Annotated in this window: 20 protein-coding genes and 1 riboswitch; of the genes, 8 read left to right on the forward strand and 12 right to left on the reverse strand. The window is 65.6% G+C overall.

Features of this window, described 5'->3' with window-relative positions; translation table 11 throughout:
* The first annotated feature begins 411 nt into the window (after window positions 1-411).
* Both EYR15_RS16115 and pqqA read left to right on the forward strand, forming a co-directional pair.
* Entirely contained in the window at window positions 412-1,212 is an 801-nt protein-coding gene (locus EYR15_RS16115; protein ID WP_131004604.1) for a class I SAM-dependent methyltransferase, read from the forward strand.
* 250 nt (window positions 1,213-1,462) lie between these two features.
* Window positions 1,463-1,555, forward strand: coding sequence for a pyrroloquinoline quinone precursor peptide PqqA (pqqA, locus tag EYR15_RS16120; protein ID WP_205741668.1), 93 nt, complete (start codon window positions 1,463-1,465; stop codon window positions 1,553-1,555).
* 84 nt (window positions 1,556-1,639) lie between these two features.
* Here the strand turns inward: pqqA and metC are convergent, their stop codons facing one another.
* The gene (gene metC, locus EYR15_RS16125) at window positions 1,640-2,818 is read right to left on the reverse strand and encodes a cystathionine beta-lyase (protein WP_131004605.1); all 1,179 of its coding nucleotides are present in this window, start codon (window positions 2,816-2,818) and stop codon (window positions 1,640-1,642) included.
* A gap of 125 nt (window positions 2,819-2,943) precedes the next feature.
* On the opposite strand from metC, the gene EYR15_RS16130 reads away from it, so the two are divergent.
* Window positions 2,944-3,195, forward strand: a complete 252-nt coding sequence (locus EYR15_RS16130; RefSeq protein WP_131004606.1) for a hypothetical protein — start codon at window positions 2,944-2,946, stop codon at window positions 3,193-3,195.
* A 21-nt stretch (window positions 3,196-3,216) separates the two neighbouring features.
* Here the strand turns inward: EYR15_RS16130 and EYR15_RS16135 are convergent, their stop codons facing one another.
* From EYR15_RS16135 to EYR15_RS16155, 5 genes are all read right to left on the reverse strand, one after another.
* A complete protein-coding gene (locus tag EYR15_RS16135; RefSeq protein ID WP_131004607.1) occupies window positions 3,217-3,834 on the reverse strand; it encodes a thiamine phosphate synthase in 618 nt (205 codons plus the stop codon).
* Window positions 3,831-4,625: a thiazole synthase gene (locus EYR15_RS16140; protein ID WP_131004608.1), complete on the reverse strand. Its 795-nt coding sequence runs from the start codon at window positions 4,623-4,625 to the stop codon at window positions 3,831-3,833. The genes EYR15_RS16135 and EYR15_RS16140 overlap by 4 nt, the downstream gene beginning before the upstream one ends.
* 2 nt (window positions 4,626-4,627) lie before the next feature.
* A complete protein-coding gene (thiS, locus tag EYR15_RS16145) occupies window positions 4,628-4,825 on the reverse strand; it encodes a sulfur carrier protein ThiS (RefSeq protein ID WP_131004609.1) in 198 nt (65 codons plus the stop codon).
* Window positions 4,794-5,795 carry a glycine oxidase ThiO gene (gene thiO, locus EYR15_RS16150; RefSeq protein ID WP_131004610.1) on the reverse strand — a complete coding sequence of 334 codons (1,002 nt, stop codon included), beginning with the start codon at window positions 5,793-5,795 and terminating at the stop codon, window positions 4,794-4,796. Before thiO ends, thiS begins: the two co-directional genes overlap by 32 nt.
* Window positions 5,796-5,878: 83 nt before the next feature.
* Window positions 5,879-5,981, reverse strand: a riboswitch (TPP riboswitch).
* Between the two features lie 48 nt (window positions 5,982-6,029).
* Window positions 6,030-6,524, reverse strand: coding sequence for a hypothetical protein (locus tag EYR15_RS16155; RefSeq protein ID WP_131004611.1), 495 nt, complete (start codon window positions 6,522-6,524; stop codon window positions 6,030-6,032).
* Window positions 6,525-6,720: 196 nt separating this feature from the next.
* Between EYR15_RS16155 and EYR15_RS16160 the strand changes: the two genes are divergently transcribed.
* The 3 genes from EYR15_RS16160 (at window position 6,721) to EYR15_RS16170 (ending at window position 9,530) form a co-directional block, all read left to right on the forward strand.
* A complete protein-coding gene (locus tag EYR15_RS16160; RefSeq protein WP_165455529.1) occupies window positions 6,721-7,788 on the forward strand; it encodes a siderophore-interacting protein in 1,068 nt (355 codons plus the stop codon).
* Window positions 7,789-7,872: 84 nt separating this feature from the next.
* Complete coding sequence (locus EYR15_RS16165; RefSeq protein WP_131004613.1) at window positions 7,873-8,517, forward strand: DUF47 domain-containing protein; 645 nt, start codon at window positions 7,873-7,875, stop codon at window positions 8,515-8,517.
* 2 nt (window positions 8,518-8,519) lie between these two features.
* Window positions 8,520-9,530 (forward strand): inorganic phosphate transporter, encoded by a 1,011-nt coding sequence (locus EYR15_RS16170; RefSeq protein ID WP_131004614.1) that lies wholly within the window; start codon window positions 8,520-8,522, stop codon window positions 9,528-9,530.
* A 133-nt stretch (window positions 9,531-9,663) separates the two neighbouring features.
* On the opposite strand, the gene EYR15_RS16175 is transcribed toward EYR15_RS16170, so the two are convergent.
* The 5 genes from EYR15_RS16175 to EYR15_RS16200 form a co-directional block, all read right to left on the reverse strand.
* A complete protein-coding gene (locus EYR15_RS16175) occupies window positions 9,664-10,566 on the reverse strand; it encodes a proline iminopeptidase-family hydrolase (RefSeq protein WP_131004615.1) in 903 nt (300 codons plus the stop codon).
* A 9-nt stretch (window positions 10,567-10,575) separates the two neighbouring features.
* Window positions 10,576-11,385, reverse strand: a complete 810-nt coding sequence (locus EYR15_RS16180; RefSeq protein WP_131004616.1) for an ABC transporter permease — start codon at window positions 11,383-11,385, stop codon at window positions 10,576-10,578.
* A 4-nt stretch (window positions 11,386-11,389) separates the two neighbouring features.
* Window positions 11,390-12,316, reverse strand: coding sequence for an ABC transporter permease (locus EYR15_RS16185; protein WP_131004617.1), 927 nt, complete (start codon window positions 12,314-12,316; stop codon window positions 11,390-11,392).
* Window positions 12,317-12,320: 4 nt separating this feature from the next.
* A complete protein-coding gene (locus EYR15_RS16190) occupies window positions 12,321-13,409 on the reverse strand; it encodes an ABC transporter ATP-binding protein (RefSeq protein WP_131004618.1) in 1,089 nt (362 codons plus the stop codon).
* A 163-nt stretch (window positions 13,410-13,572) separates the two neighbouring features.
* Window positions 13,573-14,709 carry an ABC transporter substrate-binding protein gene (locus EYR15_RS16200; protein WP_131004620.1) on the reverse strand — a complete coding sequence of 379 codons (1,137 nt, stop codon included), beginning with the start codon at window positions 14,707-14,709 and terminating at the stop codon, window positions 13,573-13,575.
* Between the two features lie 145 nt (window positions 14,710-14,854).
* On the opposite strand from EYR15_RS16200, the gene fabG reads away from it, so the two are divergent.
* Complete coding sequence (gene fabG, locus EYR15_RS16205; RefSeq protein WP_131004621.1) at window positions 14,855-15,631, forward strand: 3-oxoacyl-ACP reductase FabG; 777 nt, start codon at window positions 14,855-14,857, stop codon at window positions 15,629-15,631.
* A gap of 159 nt (window positions 15,632-15,790) precedes the next feature.
* Window positions 15,791-16,426: a class I SAM-dependent methyltransferase gene (locus tag EYR15_RS16210; RefSeq protein ID WP_165455530.1), complete on the forward strand. Its 636-nt coding sequence runs from the start codon at window positions 15,791-15,793 to the stop codon at window positions 16,424-16,426.
* Between the two features lie 42 nt (window positions 16,427-16,468).
* On the opposite strand, the gene EYR15_RS16215 is transcribed toward EYR15_RS16210, so the two are convergent.
* Complete coding sequence (locus EYR15_RS16215; protein WP_131004623.1) at window positions 16,469-17,785, reverse strand: aspartate aminotransferase family protein; 1,317 nt, start codon at window positions 17,783-17,785, stop codon at window positions 16,469-16,471.
* Window positions 17,786-17,793: the final 8 nt, after the last annotated feature.

A 17,793-nucleotide genomic window follows, 5' to 3' on the forward strand; every position in this document is an offset into this window, starting at 1 on the left:
CAGCCATCGACGAATGCGGGGCGTCGAGCAACATGACGGTCGATGACAAAGCAACGCGCAAGCGGCTGACCGCACGCCGCTGGAGCGGCCCGGCTGGCGGCTGAGGACGACCTGTCGGCCGTTCGGATCGTCCTGCCGCAAAACCACCGAGCCCGTGCCGCTGGTGGGAACGCGGCGGGGCGTTTGTCGGCTGACCCTATCAGTCAAATGACGTCTAACGGACGGAGGTCGTAACGAAGCGCTGCTTAAATCTCTGCATTCAAGCAAGGATGTTGCCTTGAACAGTGCAGCGCCGCCTCCTAAGATGCTCTAGCGCGGACCTTATAGGCCGCCAATAAAAACAGACTGAAAACACGCGCTTTAAATGATCCAGTTGCTCCTGCGTTATTGATTTTTGATCCGAGGCGGAAAATGAAAGATGAATTCTCGGAGCTGTACCTCCGTGGTGGTTGGAAGCGCGGAGGAGGGGAAACGGCTTCAGGTGCCGGATCGACGCTTGCTTATACGCAGCAGATCCGCGCAGAATTGCCGAAGTTATTCGAGAAGCTCGGAATAAAGACTATTCTAGACGCTCCCTGCGGAGACTTCAATTGGTTCGCGCATGTGAAGCTCGATGGAGTCAACTATATTGGCATGGACATCGTCAGCGAGATGGTCGCTGAGAACCAGCGTCGGTATGGATCGTCGGAAAAGCGCTTTGTTCAGGGCGATGCTTCCTCTACGCCGCTGCCCAAAGTGGATCTCATGTTTTGCCGCGATCTGATGCGGCACATTAAGTTCGAGGCGTCGCTCAACGTTCTGAGGAATTTTCTGCGATCCGGCATTCCGTATTTGCTTGCTACCTCCTACGTTGTGCGGCGCAACCGCGAGATCGAGGGTAACTTCGGCTCACGGCCTATCAACTTGAGGCTCGACCCCTTCTACCTGCCAGAGCCTCAGGAACGTATTTACGACTCCATCGAGGGCTTCAAAGAGCGATACCTCTGCCTCTGGACACGAGTTGATGTGGAGCGAGCTTTGCAGACAGGTGCCGTCGCGGTCGATGAACGCGCGGCTTCAGGCGAGCGGACTCTGGATGATCTGAAAATTGAGATCGAGGCTCTGCGGTCCAAGCGAGTTGCCGACCTTAATGGCAACCGTGACGAGACATCCGTTATCCTTGATACCGTAAGTGCTTTAGTGAAGGCGATCGAGGGCGAACTAAAGGCCTGAGGAAATAGATAAAATCTCATTAGATGCCGGCGGCCAAACGAGCCGCTGGTCGCTATTTGACCGCGATGGAGCGGTAAAGCTGCGGGTCTCCGCCTTCTAGGGCGATAATCCTTTGCCTTCTTAATGCGAACCGCTCGAACATGACAAAACATTAACTGGCGGCCGCCCGCCGCGTAGGCCATCTTGTTCACCGAAGGACGCATGAGGCGTTCAGACGTGAGCGCGGCGCTTCTACCGCGCATGAACAGTGATGGAGGCCAACATGGCTATCTGGACCGCTCCGATCGTGAACGAGACCCCCGTCGGCCTCGAGGTCACCTCGTACAGCCCGGCCGAGCTCTGAGCGTCAGCTCAGTCCTCTAAGCGCTAAGAATTAAAAACCCCGTTGGATCCGTCCGGCGGGGTTTTTATATTTGCAGCGGGGCGCTCAACGCGCGGCGGAATAGCGGGCGAGGCCGGCTTCTAGGTCGGCGATAAGATCCTCGACGTCCTCAAGCCCGATATGGACGCGCAGCATCTGGCCCTCCGGCGCCCAGTGGGTCGCGGTGCGGACCGGGCGGGCGTCAAAGGGGATGGCGAGGCTCTCGAAGCCGCCCCAGGAATACCCCATTCCGAACAGCTCCAGCCCGTCGAGAAACGCCGCCAGCGCGTCTTCTCCCGCAGGCTGAAGCTCGACTGCGAACAGTCCGGAGGCGCCGGAGAAATCGCGTTTCCAAAGCGCATGGTTCGGATCGCTCTCGAGACCCGGGTGGAGGACGCGCAAAACCTCCGGCCGGCCTTCCAGCCAGCGGGCGACGATCAGTCCGGAGGCCTGGTGCTGCGCCAGTCGTACGCCGAGCGTGCGCATTCCCCTCAGGGCCGCGAACATGTCGTCCGGCCCGACGCAGAGGCCGAGCGCGCCATGCGTATCCTTAAGCCTGGCCGCGTAAGCGGTATTTGCCGAGACATACCCGACCATCAGATCGGCATGGCCGCCGAGATATTTGGTGCCGGCCGAGATCGAGAGGTCGACGCCGTGACGGTGCGCGTCGAAGAACAGAGGGGTGGCCCAGGTGTTGTCCATCAGCACCGCCGCGCCCCCTGCATGCGCGGCCTTCGCGATCGCCGGGGTATCCTGCACCTCGAAGGTGAGCGAGCCGGGGCTCTCCAGATAGACGGCCTTGGTGTTCGGCCTGATGTGCTGCGCAATGCCGGCGCCGAGCGCCGGGTCGTAATAGGTCGTCTCGACGCCGAGCCCCTTCAGCATGCCATCGCAGAATTTGCGAGTGGGCTCATAGACGCTGTCGACCATCAGGAGGTGATCGCCGGCGGTGACGACGCTGAGGATCGCAAGTGAGCAGGCGGACGCGCCGGAGGGGGTGAGAGCGATGGCGGCGCCGCCTTCGAAGCTGGCGAGCGCCGAGCAGAGAGCGTCGGAGGTCGGCGTTCCCCGCCGCCCATAGGTGTAGCGACCGCTCAGCGCTCGGAAGTCCGCGAGCGTCGGCCACAGCACGGTGGAGCCTCGCACGATCGGCGGGTTCACGAAGCCGAACTGCATGTCCTGGTCGCGGCCGCCCAAGACGAGCTCCGTCAGCCGTCCGAATTTGCGCTCGCTCTTGCGCGCCATGAGCTTCAGTCTCCTCGTCAGCGCCCAGAGCTTTGAAAGAGCGGGCAAAGGCGCGTCAAGCGGTTCTGGAACTTCGGCGCTGCGTCGCGCGCTTGGCTTGAGCATTCAGCGCGAAGGAGAAAGCCATGCCCGGGTTCGACAAGCCGAAGAACACCTTGCCCGGAGCAGGCGAATCCGAGGCCGACGCCGCGCATGAGGTCCAGTTTGAGAAGAGCTCCGGCGCGGGTCCCGAGGGCGGCTCGTCTAAAGGCGATGCGCCGGACGCCGCGGAGGCGGGCGGGACCAAGCGCAAGAGCGGTGAGGAGAAGGAGAAGGCGCCGCCCGGCGCGACGTCGCCAGCCGATCTGACGACCGAGAACGATGACGGGGCGTCGTGATCGCGTCCTGCGCGGATCGTCTTATTGGTCGGGCCGCGGCCGGGTCGCCGAGATCCATTCTTTCGCGCGCGCCTCCGGATTGGGGGCGCCCAGCACGTCGTTGACGACAGCGGTTACGTCCGCGCCCGCGTCGAGGCAGGCGCGAGCGCGTTCGGGATTGAGCCCGCCGATCGCTATCAGCGGGCGGTCGCCGATCGAGCCCTTCCATTCGCCGATTCGCCCAAGGCCCTGGGGCGCGAACGGCATCTGCTTGAGGATGGTCGGCCAGATCGGCCCCAACGCGATGGCGTCCGGATTGATCGTGAGCGCGCGGTCGAGCTCGTCATAGCTGTGCGTACTGACATGGATGGCGAGGCCCGCAGCGCGGATCGCCTTCACGTCGGCGACGTCGAGATCCTCCTGGCCGAGATGAACGGCCGGCGCGCCTTCGTCGATCGCGATCTCCCAGTAATCGTTCAGCACGAGCGTCGCGTTTTCAGCCGCGCAGATCGCAAGCGCGGCGCGCGCCTGCTCGCGAACGTCTGCCGCGGACTGGTCCTTGATGCGGAGCTGGATGAGCTTCGCGCCAACGCCGACCAGACGGCGCACCCATTCCGCGCTGTCGACGACGGGATAGAACGGATCAAGGGGGCGGATCATGCGAGGCTCGCACGGCCAAAAACGGGCGTAGAGGGCGCCGCCATGTCGCGCGGCTCGATGGGGCCTGCGAGATATCCTGCGCGACCCGCCTCGATCGCCTGCGCGAAGGCTTTCGCCATCGCCACCGGGTCGCCGGCTTTCGAGACGGCGGTGTTCAGCAGCACGGCGTCATAGCCGAGCTCCATCGCGGCGGCGGCGTGGCTGGGCTTCCCAACGCCGGCGTCCACAACCAAAGGTACGTCGGGGAAATGCGCGCGCATCGACCGCAGCGCGTAAGTGTCATTGAGGCCAAGTCCCGTCCCGATCGGCGCGCCCCAGGGCATCAGCACCTTGCAGCCGGCGCCGAGAAGCCGTTCCGCCACGCCAAGGTCTGCGGTGGTGTAGGGAAAAACCTCGAAGCCGTCCGCGCTTAAGGTTCGCGCCGCCTCTACGAGGCCGAAGACCTCGGGATGCAGCGTGTCGGCGTCGCCGATCACCTCGAGCTTGATCCACGGCGTGCCGAACACTTCACGCGCCATCTGCGCGGTGGTCACCGCCTCTTTCACGGAGTGGCAGCCGGCGGTGTTCGGCAGCACGCGGACCCCCAAATCGCGGATCAGGCCCCAGAAATCCTGGCCCTCGCGGAGATGACCGGACTCGCGGCGGAGCGAGGCCGTTACGATGGCGCAGCCGGACGCCCGCACGGCGTCGGCGAGGACCGCGGGGGAGGGGTACTGCGCGGTGCCGAGCATCAGGCGCGACGCCACGCGCACGCCGTAGAATTCGACCTCTTCGCTAACGCCAAGTGTCATTGTCAACCTCCCTGCCGCGGCGAGACGATCTCGATGCGGTCGCCGTCGGCGAGGACGCGGGATGCGCGCGCGGCCGCAGGCACGAAGGCGCCGTTCACCGCCGTCGCGACCTTTGCGTCCCCATAATCGAGCGCCGCCAGCGCCGCGGCGAGATCGCCGGCGTCCACCTCAAGAGGCGAGCCGTTCACGACCAGCTTCATCGTCAGTCTCCGAAAGTCCGAAAGCTTCCTCGGCCGCCGCGCGGGCAAGCGAAGGGGAGAGAAGAAATCCGTGGCGGTAGAGCCCGTTCAGCCGCAGCACGCGGCCGTTCCGGGTCACGCGCGGAAGGTTGTCGGGCAGCGAGGGACGCACATCCGCTCGGGTCTCGACGATCTCCGCTTCGCCGAATGCGGGATGCAGCGCATAGGCGCCGTTGAGAAGCTCGACGGCGGAGCGGGCGGTGACGCCGCGGGCCGAGGAGCTCTCGACCATCGTCGCGCCCACCATGAACAGGCCGTCGGCCCGGGGGACGACATAAAGCGGGATGCGGGGATGCAGCAGGCGTACGGGCCGCGACAGCGACACCTCCGTCGTCCGCAGGACGAGCATTTCGCCGCGAACGCCGCGCAAGCTCGGCACCGCGTCGCGAGCGGAGAAGCCGCGGCAATCCAGCACGACATCGCCGTCGGCTTCTTCGGGCTCGATCTCGATGCCGAAGCGGATGCGAACGCCCAGTCTGTCGAGCGTCTCGCCCAAGGCGCGCAGCGTGGCGCGCGGGTCGAGATGGGCCTCTTCGGGAAAGAACAGACCCTCTTCGAAGCGGCCTTCGAGGTCGGGCTCGAGCGTGGCGATCCCGGCGCCGTCGATCCGCTCGAAGCGCTCGGTGCGGCGGGCGAAACGGCCAAGCTCCGAAAGGTCGCGACGTTGGGCCACGACAAGCGTGCCGTTGCGCACGACGCCGCCGACATGGGCGGGCCACCAGTCGAGCGCCATCGCGCCTTTCTCGACGACCTCGGGCTCGGCGCTTTCCCGCTCGCACCAGGGCGCGAGCATGCCGCCGGCGGCCCAGGAGCAAGCGCGATCGCCGATCGCCGAAGCGCGTTCGACGATCTCGACCTCGGCGCCGCGCTCGGCGAATTCCACTGCTGCGACGAGCCCGGCGACGCCGGCCCCGACGATGGTGACGCGCATGTCCAATCTCCCTCGGGCCAAAGGCGCCGCGAGCGACCCGGACGAACGCGCGGTCTCAGAAACAGGAGAGCGGCGGCCTGACGCCGCCGCAAAAGCCCCGTTCCTTCGCCGGCACGACCCGGATCAGGTTCAAAGGGTTCGGCGAAGCCGCCGTCTCAGCCCTTTCGGGCGCCCCTCGGACTGAACGGGACAGTGGTGACGAGGCCGGGCGCTGTCAATGAGAGCCAAGCCTGCTCAGGACTTCCAGCGGCAGATTTCGGCGATCTTCGCCCGCACCGCGCCGAAACCAGTGGTCGGAAAGATCGTCTCTCGCGTCTCGCCGGTGGCGTCGCTGACCGCGATGCGCATCTTCCCGTCATCGGGTATGGCGCGCATGAAGTCCTCGACTCCCTCGGGCAGGAACACGGCCTTGCCGTTCGATGAGACGTCCCAGGCGCCGGACCGCTCAAGCGCGCCATCCATCTGAGAGACGACCGTCAGCCTCCGACCGGACAGACCCCATCCGCCGTTCGAGCCGACCATGAGCTCCGCGCGCCCGGTGATGCAGCGGGCGATGAGGTAGCTCGGATCGTTGTAGCCCGCGCCTTGCGCGGGCGAGAGCGCGGTGACAAGGCCGCCGCCGTCCTTCGATGGCGGCTCGATCGACATCGTCCAGACGCCGTGCCGTTCACTGTCGGCCACGGCGGGGCCGACGATCATCACGAGTGCGAGAACAAGCGTGCGTCTCATCGGAGGTCTCCGTGATCTAAACTCAAGCGGCATACGCGCTTCTCGAAAAGCGGATGTCGGCTGCGGCTCGAAATTGGAAAAGATCTAAGCTTGCAAGGACTTGTTGCCGACAGGGCGTCGACTGTCTTAGACCTCGAGCGCCACGGCGCTTCATTCCGCCGGGACTTGAAGCGCAACCTGGATGAGGATCTCGGCCATGGCGCAAATGCTGGTCTCCGAAGCGGACTTCACGTTGCCCGATCCGGCGCTGGTCGCGTCTCGGCTCATCGAGCACATGGCCGAGCACGATGTCGTCTGCGAGACGTCGGGCGCGTCTACGACGGCGCATCTCGGCATCGGCTCGGGGGTGCTGGAGGCGACCCAGTCCTGCCTCAAGGTCCGCGTCGAGGCGCCCGATCTCGGCGCGCTCGAGCTGCTGCGCGAATTCGTGGTGTCCCACGTCGCGGAATTCGCCGATGGCGTGAAACCCGCCTTCGCCTGGCGCGGGAACGTCTCCAAAGGGGCGCGGCTCGCGAATTTCCGGGAGGTCCGGCTGAAATCGGCCGTCGACCTTACGCCGCGCATGCGCCGTCTCACCTTCACGGGCGATGTCGCGCGCTTCGCCGGCGACGAAGAGATCCACGTCCGCCTGTATTTCCCGCCTGAGGGCGTGTCTGAGCCCGAATGGCCGCGTCCGGGCGCCGATGGCGGCATCGTCTGGCCGTCGGACGAGAAGCGGCCGGAAGTCCGCTACTACACGGTCCGCCGGGCGGACGTCGAAGCGGGCGAGATCGAGATCGACGTCCTGCTGCACGACGATGCCGGGCCGGGCTCAGCTTTCGCCTCGGCTGCCCGGCCGGGCGCGATCTGTGGAATGGCGGGTCCCGTCGGCCGCATCGCTCCGGTTTCGGACTGGACGCTGCTCGCGGGCGACGAGACCGCGCTGCCCGCCATCGCCCGCATGCTGGAGCTGATGCCGGATGAGGCGAGGGGGCTCGCCTTGATCGAAGTCGACGGCCCCGCGGACGAACTGCCGATCCGCACGCCGGAAGGCGTGGCGCTCCGTTGGATTCACCGAACCACGGAGCCGTCGGAACGGCCGCTCGTCGACGCGATCCGAACAGCCGAGATCCCTTCAAACTCCAGCGACGCTTATATCTGGGTCGCATGCGAGCACGGGGACGCGAAGGCTATCCGCAGCCACCTTCGGACCGACCGCGGATTGCAGCGCGACCGCCATCAGGTGGTCGGCTACTGGGAGCGATCCACAGAAGCCCACGCCTGATCCTCGGGTTGAGGCTGGACTTCCGCTGTCTTCCGCGCCAACTCGCTGCACGTGACGATTTTGTGACGTGGAGCGCGCGCCCGGATGCTCGGTCTGTTTCGACGATTGATGCCGCGCGAGGACAGCTTCTTCGAGCTGTTCGAGCGGCATTCGCGAACGCTCGTCGCCGGCGCCAAGGCGATGCAGGGGCTGCTTGAGGGGGGCGACCGCACCCAAGAGTTCTGCGAGGCGATTTTTCGACACGAGAACGAGGCGGACGAGATCGCCCGCGAGGTGCTGCTGCTGGTCCGCCGCAGCTTCATCACCCCTTTCGACCGTAGCGACATCACCGGCCTCATCCAGTCGATGGACGACGCCATAGACCAGATGAACAAGACGGCAAAGGCCGTCGCTCTCTATGAGCTGCGCAGCTTCGACCCGCTGATGCGCGACCTGGGCGGCACCATCATGGAGGCTGCGACGCTGACCGCCCGAGCCGTCCCTATGCTGGGCTCGCTCGCCAAGCACGCAACCGAGATCGGCGAGATCGCCGAGCAGATCACCAAGGTGGAGGGCCGCTCCGACGACCTCCACGACGAGGGCCTGCGCAAGCTCTACAAGGAGTGCGGCCACGACCGGGCGATGGACTACTTCATCGGGTCGAAGATCTACGGCGCGCTCGAGGACGTGGTCGACCGCTTCGAGGACGTCGCGAACGAGATCAGCGCCATCGTGATCGAGAACGTTTGAGCGTGGGGGACGTCGCGGTTCTCGCTCTGCCCTGGCTGATCGCGCTGATCGCGGTCGCTCTGGCCTTCGATTTCCTGAACGGGCTGCACGACGCCGCGAACTCGATCGCGACCATCGTCTCCACGCGCGTGCTCTCGCCGCGCTACGCCGTGATGTGGGCCGCGTTCTTCAACTTCATCGCCTTCCTGTTCTTCGGCCTGCACGTCGCCCAGACGATCGGCACCGGCATCGTTCAGGCGAGCGTGATCGATCCGACCGTGATCTTCGCCGCCCTTGTCGGCGCGATCTTCTGGAACGTCGCGACCTGGGCGCTCGGCATCCCTTCCAGCAGCTCGCACGCCCTGATCGGCGGGCTGGTGGGCGCCGCCTCCGCCAAGGCAGGCCTCGGCGTCGTGCTCTGGAGCGGGCTTGGCAAGACGGCCGCCGCCATCGTGCTGTCGCCGCTCGTCGGCTTTATCCTCGCGCTGCTGCTGGTGCTCGCCGTCTCCTGGATAATGGTGAGGCGCACGCCGCTCGCGGTCGACAACATCTTCCGCTACCTGCAATTCGTCTCGGCCTCGATGTACTCGCTCGGGCACGGCGGCAACGACGCCCAGAAGACGATGGGGATCATCGCCGTGCTGCTCTACAGCCAGGGGTATCTCGGGGGCGAGTTCCACGTGCCGCTCTGGGTGGTGCTGTTTTGCCAGGCCGCGATGGCGCTGGGTACGCTCTCCGGCGGCTGGAGGATCGTCCACACGATGGGCTCGCGCATCACGCGGCTTAACCCGATGCAGGGGTTCTGCGCCGAGACCGGCGGAGCGATCACGCTGTTCACCGCGACCTGGCTTGGCGTGCCGGTTTCGACGACCCACACGATCACCGGCGCGATCGTCGGCGTCGGTTCGGCGAGGCGCACCTCCGCCGTTCGCTGGGCGGTGGCGAGCAATATCGTGGTGGCCTGGGTGCTGACCCTGCCGGCGGCCGCCGCCGTGTCGGCCGCCGCCTATTGGGTGACGGCGGCGTTGCAGTGAGGCCTCGCTTCGGAAGGCCAACACGTCATCCCGGACGGCGCGAAGCGCCGAGCCGGGATCGTCATCCGGATAAGACGCTCGATACTTCGCACGATCCCGGCTCTCGCTTATGCTCGGCCGGGATGACGCTTGGTCACGACGGCAGCTTGCCCGTCACCCGGTGCAGAAATCCCAGAAGCTTCGGGTAATACCCGTCCGGGTTCTCGTAAAACGGCATGTGGCTGGCGTTCGGGATGACGTGCAGCTCGGCGTTCTTCAGCGCGAGCTTCATCTTTAGCGCGCCGGCGGGCGTGAACTCGTCATGCGCGCCGCATGTGATGAGACAGGGCACGTCGATGTCGGCCAAATCGACGAGGCGAGACCAGTCCTTCAGATTGCCGGTGTAGTGAAACTCGTTCGGCCCCTGCATCACGCCATAGGGGCCCATGTTCCAGTCGTTTACGGAGCGCAGCACCGGCGCCGGCCATTCCTTGAGCCGGCAGACATGGCGGTAGTTCAGCAGGGTGATCGCCGCCTGATATTCCGGATGGTCGTAAGACCCTTCCGCCTCGTGCCGCTGCATCATCGCCACCGTCTCAGGCCCGAGCGCCGAGCGCAGCCGCTCGAGCTCGGCGATCGACGCCGGCATGTCGGCGACGGTGTCCTCGAGGATCAGGCTCTTCAGCGCGTCCGGGTGCGTGACCGCGTAGTCGAGCCCGAGCCAGCCGCCCCAGGAATGGCCGAGCAGATGAACCTTGCCGAGGTCGAGCGCCTGCCGGACGGTCTCGACCTCCGCGACGTAGCGGCCGATCTCCCACAGCGCGGGATCAGTCGGGCGATCCGACGCGCCGCAGCCGAGCTGGTCGAAGGCCACGACGCGATAGCCGTGATCGACCATCGGGATGTGCGCTTCGCGCAGGTAGTCGCAGGGCAGGCCGGGTCCGCCGTTCAGCAGCAGCAGCGTCTCGTCGCCGGAGCCATAGGAGTAGGCGACGACCTTGAAGCCGCCGTCGATGGTGATCTCGACGCGTTGGTCGGGTTCTGCTTCACGCCACATAGGAACTCCTCAGGCTGCGACTTTGCCCGCGCGCCAGCGCAGCAGCGCGAGGATCAATCCCCCGGTCAGCAGCAGCGTGGCGGCGGCGAGCGTCGACATCGTGCCGATCGCCGGCACCATCGGCGTATAGCCGGCGACCATCTTGGCGTAGAGCCATTCCGGCACGGTGGAATCCGCGCCTGTCGTGTAGAGCGACAGCGGGAAGTTGCCCCAGGAGAGCAGGAAGGCGAACAGCGCCCCGGACCACACGCCCGGCCACAGGATCGGCAGCGTGATCTCCCGCAGCACGAACAGCCGGCCTGCGCCGAGATCGGCCGCGGCCTCCTCCAGCGTCGGATCGAAGCCGTAGACTTGGATCGCGATGACGAGCGTCACCACCGGCACGATCCATACGAGATGCGCGAAGATCGCGGTCTGCCAGGTCGGCTGGATGCCGACCGCGTTCATCCAGAGCAGCAGAGCGAGGCCGAGCACCGGCTGCGGAAAGAAGATCGGCAGCAGCACGAGCTTCTGGTAGAGCCGCCGACCCTTCCAGTCGTAGCGCGCGAAGGCGAGCGCGCCGAAGAAGGCGACGATGACGGCGACGACAGTCACGATCAGCGCGATCGCGACGGAGGTCTTCACGATCTGCTGGACCTCGAAGCTGTCGATCGCGCGGCTCCACCAGTCGGTCGACCACGCGGCGACGGGGAAGCCGAAATAGCGGCTCTTCGACAGCCCCGCGAGCGCGCCGCAGGCGATCGGCAGGTAGACGAGAACGAGCACGAAGATCGTCCACGTCCAGATGAACGCGTTGGAGCGGCGGACGGACTGGTTCATGGCGTCACCTCCGGCCCAGGATGCGGTCGAGGTCGAGCTTGGTCAGCGCGATCAGCGACAGGGCGCCGACGATTATGGTGAGGATCAGCGCCAGCGCCGAGCCGAGCGGCCAGTTCTGGGCGTAGGTGAAGGCGATCTCGATGTCGTGGGTCGCGACGATCACGGACTGGCCGCCGAGGATCTTCGACTCCGCCACCGCGCCGACAGCCAGAACGAAGGTCAGCAGCATGCCGATCATGATGCCGGGCATGGCGAGCGGCAGCTCGACCTCGCGCCAGATCATCAGCCGCGAAGCGCCGAGGTCGCGCGCGGCCTCGACGAGCTCCTTCGGAACCATGGCGAGCCCGAGCACCATCGGGAACAGCATGAAGGGCAGGTAGACATAGACCATGCCGAACAGGGTGATGCCCGGCGTGTAGAGCACCTCCGGCCCAGCGCCGCCGAGGAGCTTCAGCGTGCCGTCCAGAACGCCGTTCTTGATGAAGAACAGGGTCCAACCGTAAAGCCGCACGTTCTCGGACACGAACAGCGGAAACACGAACAGCACGCTGACGAAACCCGCCCATCGCCCGAACACGCGCGCGAGGCCCCAGGCGATGGGGTAGGCGACGATCGCGAGAACCACCACGGTCGCCGCCGCGAAGCCGAGCGACCAGGCGAACGACATCCAAACCGTGTTGGCGGGATCGAAGATCGTCTCGAAATTAATCAGCGTGAAGGAGCGGAAGACGTCGAACGTCCGAGGCGTCGCGAAGGCGTAGGCCGCGACGGTCGCAAGGGGGGCGAGAAAGCCGAGCAACAGGACGACAAGGACGGGGAGGGAGCTCAGCAGACCGCGCGACACTTTCTTCCTGGCGGCCGGCGTGCTGCGCGCTTCGAGGCGCGTCCCTGTGGGCCGCTCCTCAGCATGAGGAAGGGTGAGCTCGGACATCAAGTTACGCCTCGACCACGATGGCGTCGCGGGCGTCCCAGCCGATCAGGGCCTCGTCGCCCTCCGCCTTGCGCGCATTGGCGCGGGAGAGCTCCAGCAGAAAGGTCTTTTCAGCGACCCGCACCTGATACTGGATGCGCGAGCCCAGCGAATACTGGTTGAACACCACGCCCTTCAGGCAATTGTCTGCGCCGCCGGGCGCGTCGACGAAGCGCATGAACTCGGGCCGCACCACCACGGCCGCCTTCTGCGCGGAGGTCATCGCGGTGGGCAGGGCGAGATTCGCAGGACCCTCCACGCCGTCGATCCGCCAGACGCCGTTCTCGTGCGCGGCGTCGAACACGTTCACCTCGCCCATGAACTCGGAGACGAACTTGGTCGAGGGCCTTGTGTAGATCTCCTCGGGCGTGCCGACCTGCACCAGCCGGCCGGACTGCATGACGCCGATCCGGTCCGACATCACCATCGCCTCTTCGAGGCTGTGGGTGATGTAGATGAAGGTCTTGCCGCTCTCGCGATGAAGGTCCTTGAGCTCCTTCTCCATCACCTTGCGGAGCTTGTAGTCGAGCGCCGACAGCGGCTCGTCGAAGAACAGAACCTCCGGGTCGTAGGCGAGAGCCCGGGCGAGCGCGACGCGCTGCCGCTCGCCGCCGGAGCATTTCATGACGTTCTTGCCGTAATGGGTTTCCGGCAGGCGCACGAGGCGCAACAGCTCCAACGCGCGCTGCTTGCGGGCAGCGGGCGCGACGCCCTTCACTTTCAATGGAAACTCGATGTTCTCGCCGACCGTCTTGTGCGGGAACAGCGCAAGCGACTGGAACACGAGGCAGGTCGGCCGCTGGCTCGGCGGCATGTCGTTGATGCGGATGCCCTTGAGCGAGATTTCGCCGTCGCTCGGCGCCTCCATGCCGGCGAGCATGCGCAGCAGCGTGGTCTTGCCCGAGCCGGAGGGCCCCACGATCGTCAGGAACTCGCCGTCTCGGATGTCGAGATCGATGCGCTCCACCGCCGCGAAATCCCCAAACGTCTTCCGGACGCCGACGAGCTGCAGGATGGGCTTTGGGGGGTTCTGGGCGAGGGCTGCCGCCGTCATCGCTTGAGCCTTATGCGTGGTCACGAAACATAGAACGTCATCCCGGCCGGAGCGGCGGAGCCGTGCAAAGCCGGGATCGCGCGCGGAACGAAGCGCCTTGTCCTGATGACGATCCCGGCTCGGCGGCCGCGCCGCCGTTCGGGATGACGGCTAATGGTCCCGCTTACTTCGCGCGCTTTGCGGCGGTGAGGATTTCGAGCGCCTTGTCGTAGTCCGGCACGATGTCGTACTCGGCGCAGCGGCTCATCTCCTCCTCCAGGCTGTCGTACTGGATGGCGTCCAGCTCTTCCTTGGTGAAGAGGTCGAAGCAAGCCTTCGTGCCCATCTGCGCCACCGGGTTGAAGGTGCCCTCGGCGAACGCGACGGTGTGGGCCACCTTCGGATCCTGCACATATTTCAGGAACTCGAGCGCGAGCGGCGAGAGATTCGGGTTGTTCACGGTCGAGGTGATCTCGATCCAGGCGGTGCCGCCCTTGCCGTCGATCGGACCTTTGAGCGGCGTAACCGCGCGGAGCTCAGGATGCCCGTCGGCGCGGGCGGGAGAGACCGAATAGGTGCCGCCGGTGAGATGCATGTCGATCTCGCCGGAGACGAGCGCCTGGTTCATCGCCGCGATATCGCCGACGAGCTTGGCGCCGCCGAAGATCCGCTTTGAGGTCTCGGTGAACTTCTCCATCTCCTTCTCGTCATGCGTCTTAAACGGGTTGATCCCCGCGATCAGGAACATGTCGAAGACGTTCCAGTCGTCGGATTCGAGGATGCCGTATTTGCCCTTGATGGAGGGGTCGTTGAACAGATCCCAGCCCTGCTCCTCGGCGGTCTTGCGGCTCACCTTGTTGGTGTTCACGACGAAGCTGTAGGGCCCGAAGCGCTGGGCCATGCCGAGCAGATCCTTGCCGTCATCGCTCATGGCCCACCGGTAGGGCGCCTTGAATTGCGGCAGCATCTTCGCGAAGAACGGCTCGAACTCGTCCTTCGGCAGAGGCTTGATCAGCCCCTCGGGGTGCATGATCTTGCGCGCCCACGGGTTGTTGACGTTGATCAGATCCCACACCTTGGTCTCGCCGGCGCGCAGGCGGTTGATCATGGTGGGATCGTTCGTCAGGCTCTCCGCCTTCACGTTCGCGGATTTCGACGAGCGGAAGGGATCAAGCACCTGGGCGGAGTTGTAGCCCTCCCAGCACAGGATGTTCAGCTCGCTCTCGCGGGCCGCGAAAGCGGACTGCATGTTGACGAGCGGGCCGGCGAGGGCGGCGCCACCCATGATCTTCAGGGCGTCGCGTTTGCTGAAAAGCGTCATGTCGTGTCCCCGTCAGAGGCCTGAGTTCACGGCCGAGTTGGCAAGTCGGTCAGAATTTGTGGCGCAGTATCGCCCGGCTTGTTGGGTTTACAACGCCCTTTTTATAAGCAAGCTCTGATCCTCATCATCCATCTCGGAGGCGCCGATGTCATCTGAAACCAAAAGCCGAGTCGCGGTCGTGACCGGCGGCACGAAGGGCATCGGCAAGGGCATCGCCCGCGGTTTCGCGAACGCCGGTTACGCCGTCCTCGTCGTCTCACGCAATGCCGCCGAGGCGGACGCGGTCGCGGCCGAAATCGGCAACGGGGCCAGCGGGTTCGCGGCCGACGTCTCGGATCAGGCCTCCTCAGAGGCGATGGCGGCGGCCGCGCTCGATCGCTATGGGCGCATCGACGCGCTGCTCGCCAACGCAGGCATCTTTCCGGCGGCGAAGCTCTCGGACATGACGGCCGAGGATTTCGATCACGTCATGGGCGTGAACGTCCGCGGCACGTTCCTTTCGGTGAAAGCGGTGCTGCCCGCGATGAAGGCTGCGAACAAAGGACGCATCATCCTGACCTCGTCGATCACGGGTCCGATCACCGGCTATCCCGGCTGGTCGCACTACGGCGCGAGCAAAGCCGCGCAGCTCGGCTTCATGCGCACCGCCGCGATCGAGCTCGCGCCCTTCAACATCACCATGAACGCGGTGATGCCGGGCAACATCATGACGGAAGGGCTCGACGGTCTCGGGCAGGAATACCTCGACAAGATGTCGGCCTCGATCCCGATGAAGCGGCTCGGAACCGTCGACGATATCGCCGGCGCGGCGCTCTATTTCGCGAGCGACGCGGCGGGTTACGTCACCGGCCAGCAGATCGTGGTCGACGGCGGCCAGGTGCTGCCGGAGAGCCTTGGCGCGCTGGAGGCGATGGAGGGGTAAGGAGCAGATGCGGCCATCCCACAGAGAGTCGGAGGCCGCAGCTCCCAAATTGCGATCCGTCGCCATCGAAATGAGTATCGCCGCGGCGAGACGTTCGCTGTCGTCTGTCGCATGCTCTCGTTCGGTCCATGCAGCGGGCTTGTAACGAGAGCGCGGGTTATGTCGGCCGACTCGGTTGAATTCCCATGGACCTCGGCCGCATCCGAGCCGTCTCACGCTTATCTTTTGCCGATGATCCTGGAATTGCTAAGGCGGCATCTGCCCAACGGGGGGCGCGTGCTTGACGTCGGCTCTGGCAACGGGTCCCTAACTGTTCGCATCGCGCAAGCCGGTTACGAGGTCCTCGGCGTCGAACCCTCGGCGACTGGCTTGGCGCTCGCCCGGGCGCGCTTTCCCGCTGTCCGGTTCGAGCAGGGTGACGGTTACGATGACCTGGTGGGCCGCTTTGGCGTCTTCGATATGGTCGTGAGCTGCGAAGTCATCGAACATCTCATGACTCCGGCTACGTTCCTTTGGCGCGCCCGCGAGGCGACCAAGCCCAGAGGCCACATCGTGGTCTCGACGCCGTACCATGGCTTTCTCAAGAACGTGGCGGTCGCCGCTTCGGGCAATTGGGACCATCATCATCATCCTGAGCGGGACTATGGGCACGTGAAGTTCTTCTCTCGGGCGACTTTGGCCCAAGTCGCCAGGGACAGCGGGCTGCGCGAGGTGTCGTTTCACCGCGTCGGCCGCATCCCGCCCTTTGCGAAATCAATGGTGGTCGCCTTCAAGGCCGCGCAGACCTCTCATTGAGCCCGTCGGCGCGAGCAGGGTGGGGCGCAGCGCCTTCAGGGGCTACATCGCCGCCAGCGCGCCGTCCAACGCATCGAGCAGTATGTCGGCATGCGCGCGCTCGAAGATCAACGGAGGGCGGATCTTCAGCACGTTGCCATAGCGGCCCGCCGCGCCGATCAGGATGTGGCGGTCGCGGAGCGCGTTGATCACGCGGGTCGCGATGTCCTGGGCGGGCGCGCCGTCCTTCACGAACTCCACGCCGATATAAAGGCCAGCGCCGCGCACGGCGCCGATCTGCTCGTGCCGGCCCATCACTCCGCGCAACCCTTCGGCCATGTAGCCGCCGACGTCCGCGGCGTTCGCGATTAATCCGCGCTCTTCGATCTCGTTCAGCACCGCGAGGCCGGCGGCGGAGGCGACCGGGTTGCCGCCAAAAGTGTTGAAGTAGCCGACGCCGCCCGCGAAGGCCTCCATCAGCTCCAGCCGCGAAACCACGCCGCCGATCGGGATGCCGTTACCCATCGGCTTGCCCATAGTGACGATGTCCGGCGTCACGCCATGGCGCTCGAAGCCCCACATGCCGGCGCCGGTTCGGCCGAATCCCGGCTGGACCTCGTCGGCGATGAACAGGCCGCCCGCGGCGTGCGTGACGTCGACCGCTTCGGCGAGGAAACCGGCCGGATCAGCCGCCACGCCGTCGCTCGAAAAGATGGTGTCGACCAGGAAGCCGGCGAAGCCGAAGCCGGACGCTTCGAGATCGTCGATCGCAGCCTTCAGGTCGGCCGCAAGTCGCGCGCCGACGTCGCCTTCGCCGATCGGGGCGGGCACGACGCGGACGTGTGGCGCGAGCGCTCCGCCGGGACGGGAGGAGGGAGAGACGTCGGTCACGGCGGAGGTGTTGCCGTGATAGGCGTTGTCAGTAACGACGAAGCCCCGCTTGCCCGTGAAGGCGGTAGCGATGCGCAGCGCGAGGTCGTTGCTCTCGCTGCCCGTGCAGGTGAAGGCGACCTTGTCGAGACCTTCCGGAAAGGTCGCGAGCAGGCGGTCGGCGTAATCGTGCACGATGTCGTAGAGGTAGCGCGTGTGGATGTTCAGCACGCCGACCTGGTGCGCCACCGCCGCCGCCACGCGCGTGTTGCAGTGCCCGACCGAGGGGACGTTGTTGTAAACGTCGAGATAGCGTGTGCCGTCCGCCTCGATCAGCCAGACGCCGTCGCCGCCGACCACGTGCAGCGGCTTCTCGTAGAACAGCACCGAGGTCGGCCCAAAGGCCTGGATCCGGCGTTCGACGAGCGACTGGGTCGCGGCCGGCAATGCGTTGGAGCGGTGCGAGGCGTCGAAGGCGTTCAGCGCGAGGATCTGCTGGCTGCGGCTCATCGGTTTTC

Origin of the sequence: Hansschlegelia quercus (assembly GCF_004310425.1) — a bacterium.
GTDB classification, from domain to species: domain Bacteria; phylum Pseudomonadota; class Alphaproteobacteria; order Rhizobiales; family Methylopilaceae; genus Methylopila; species Methylopila quercus.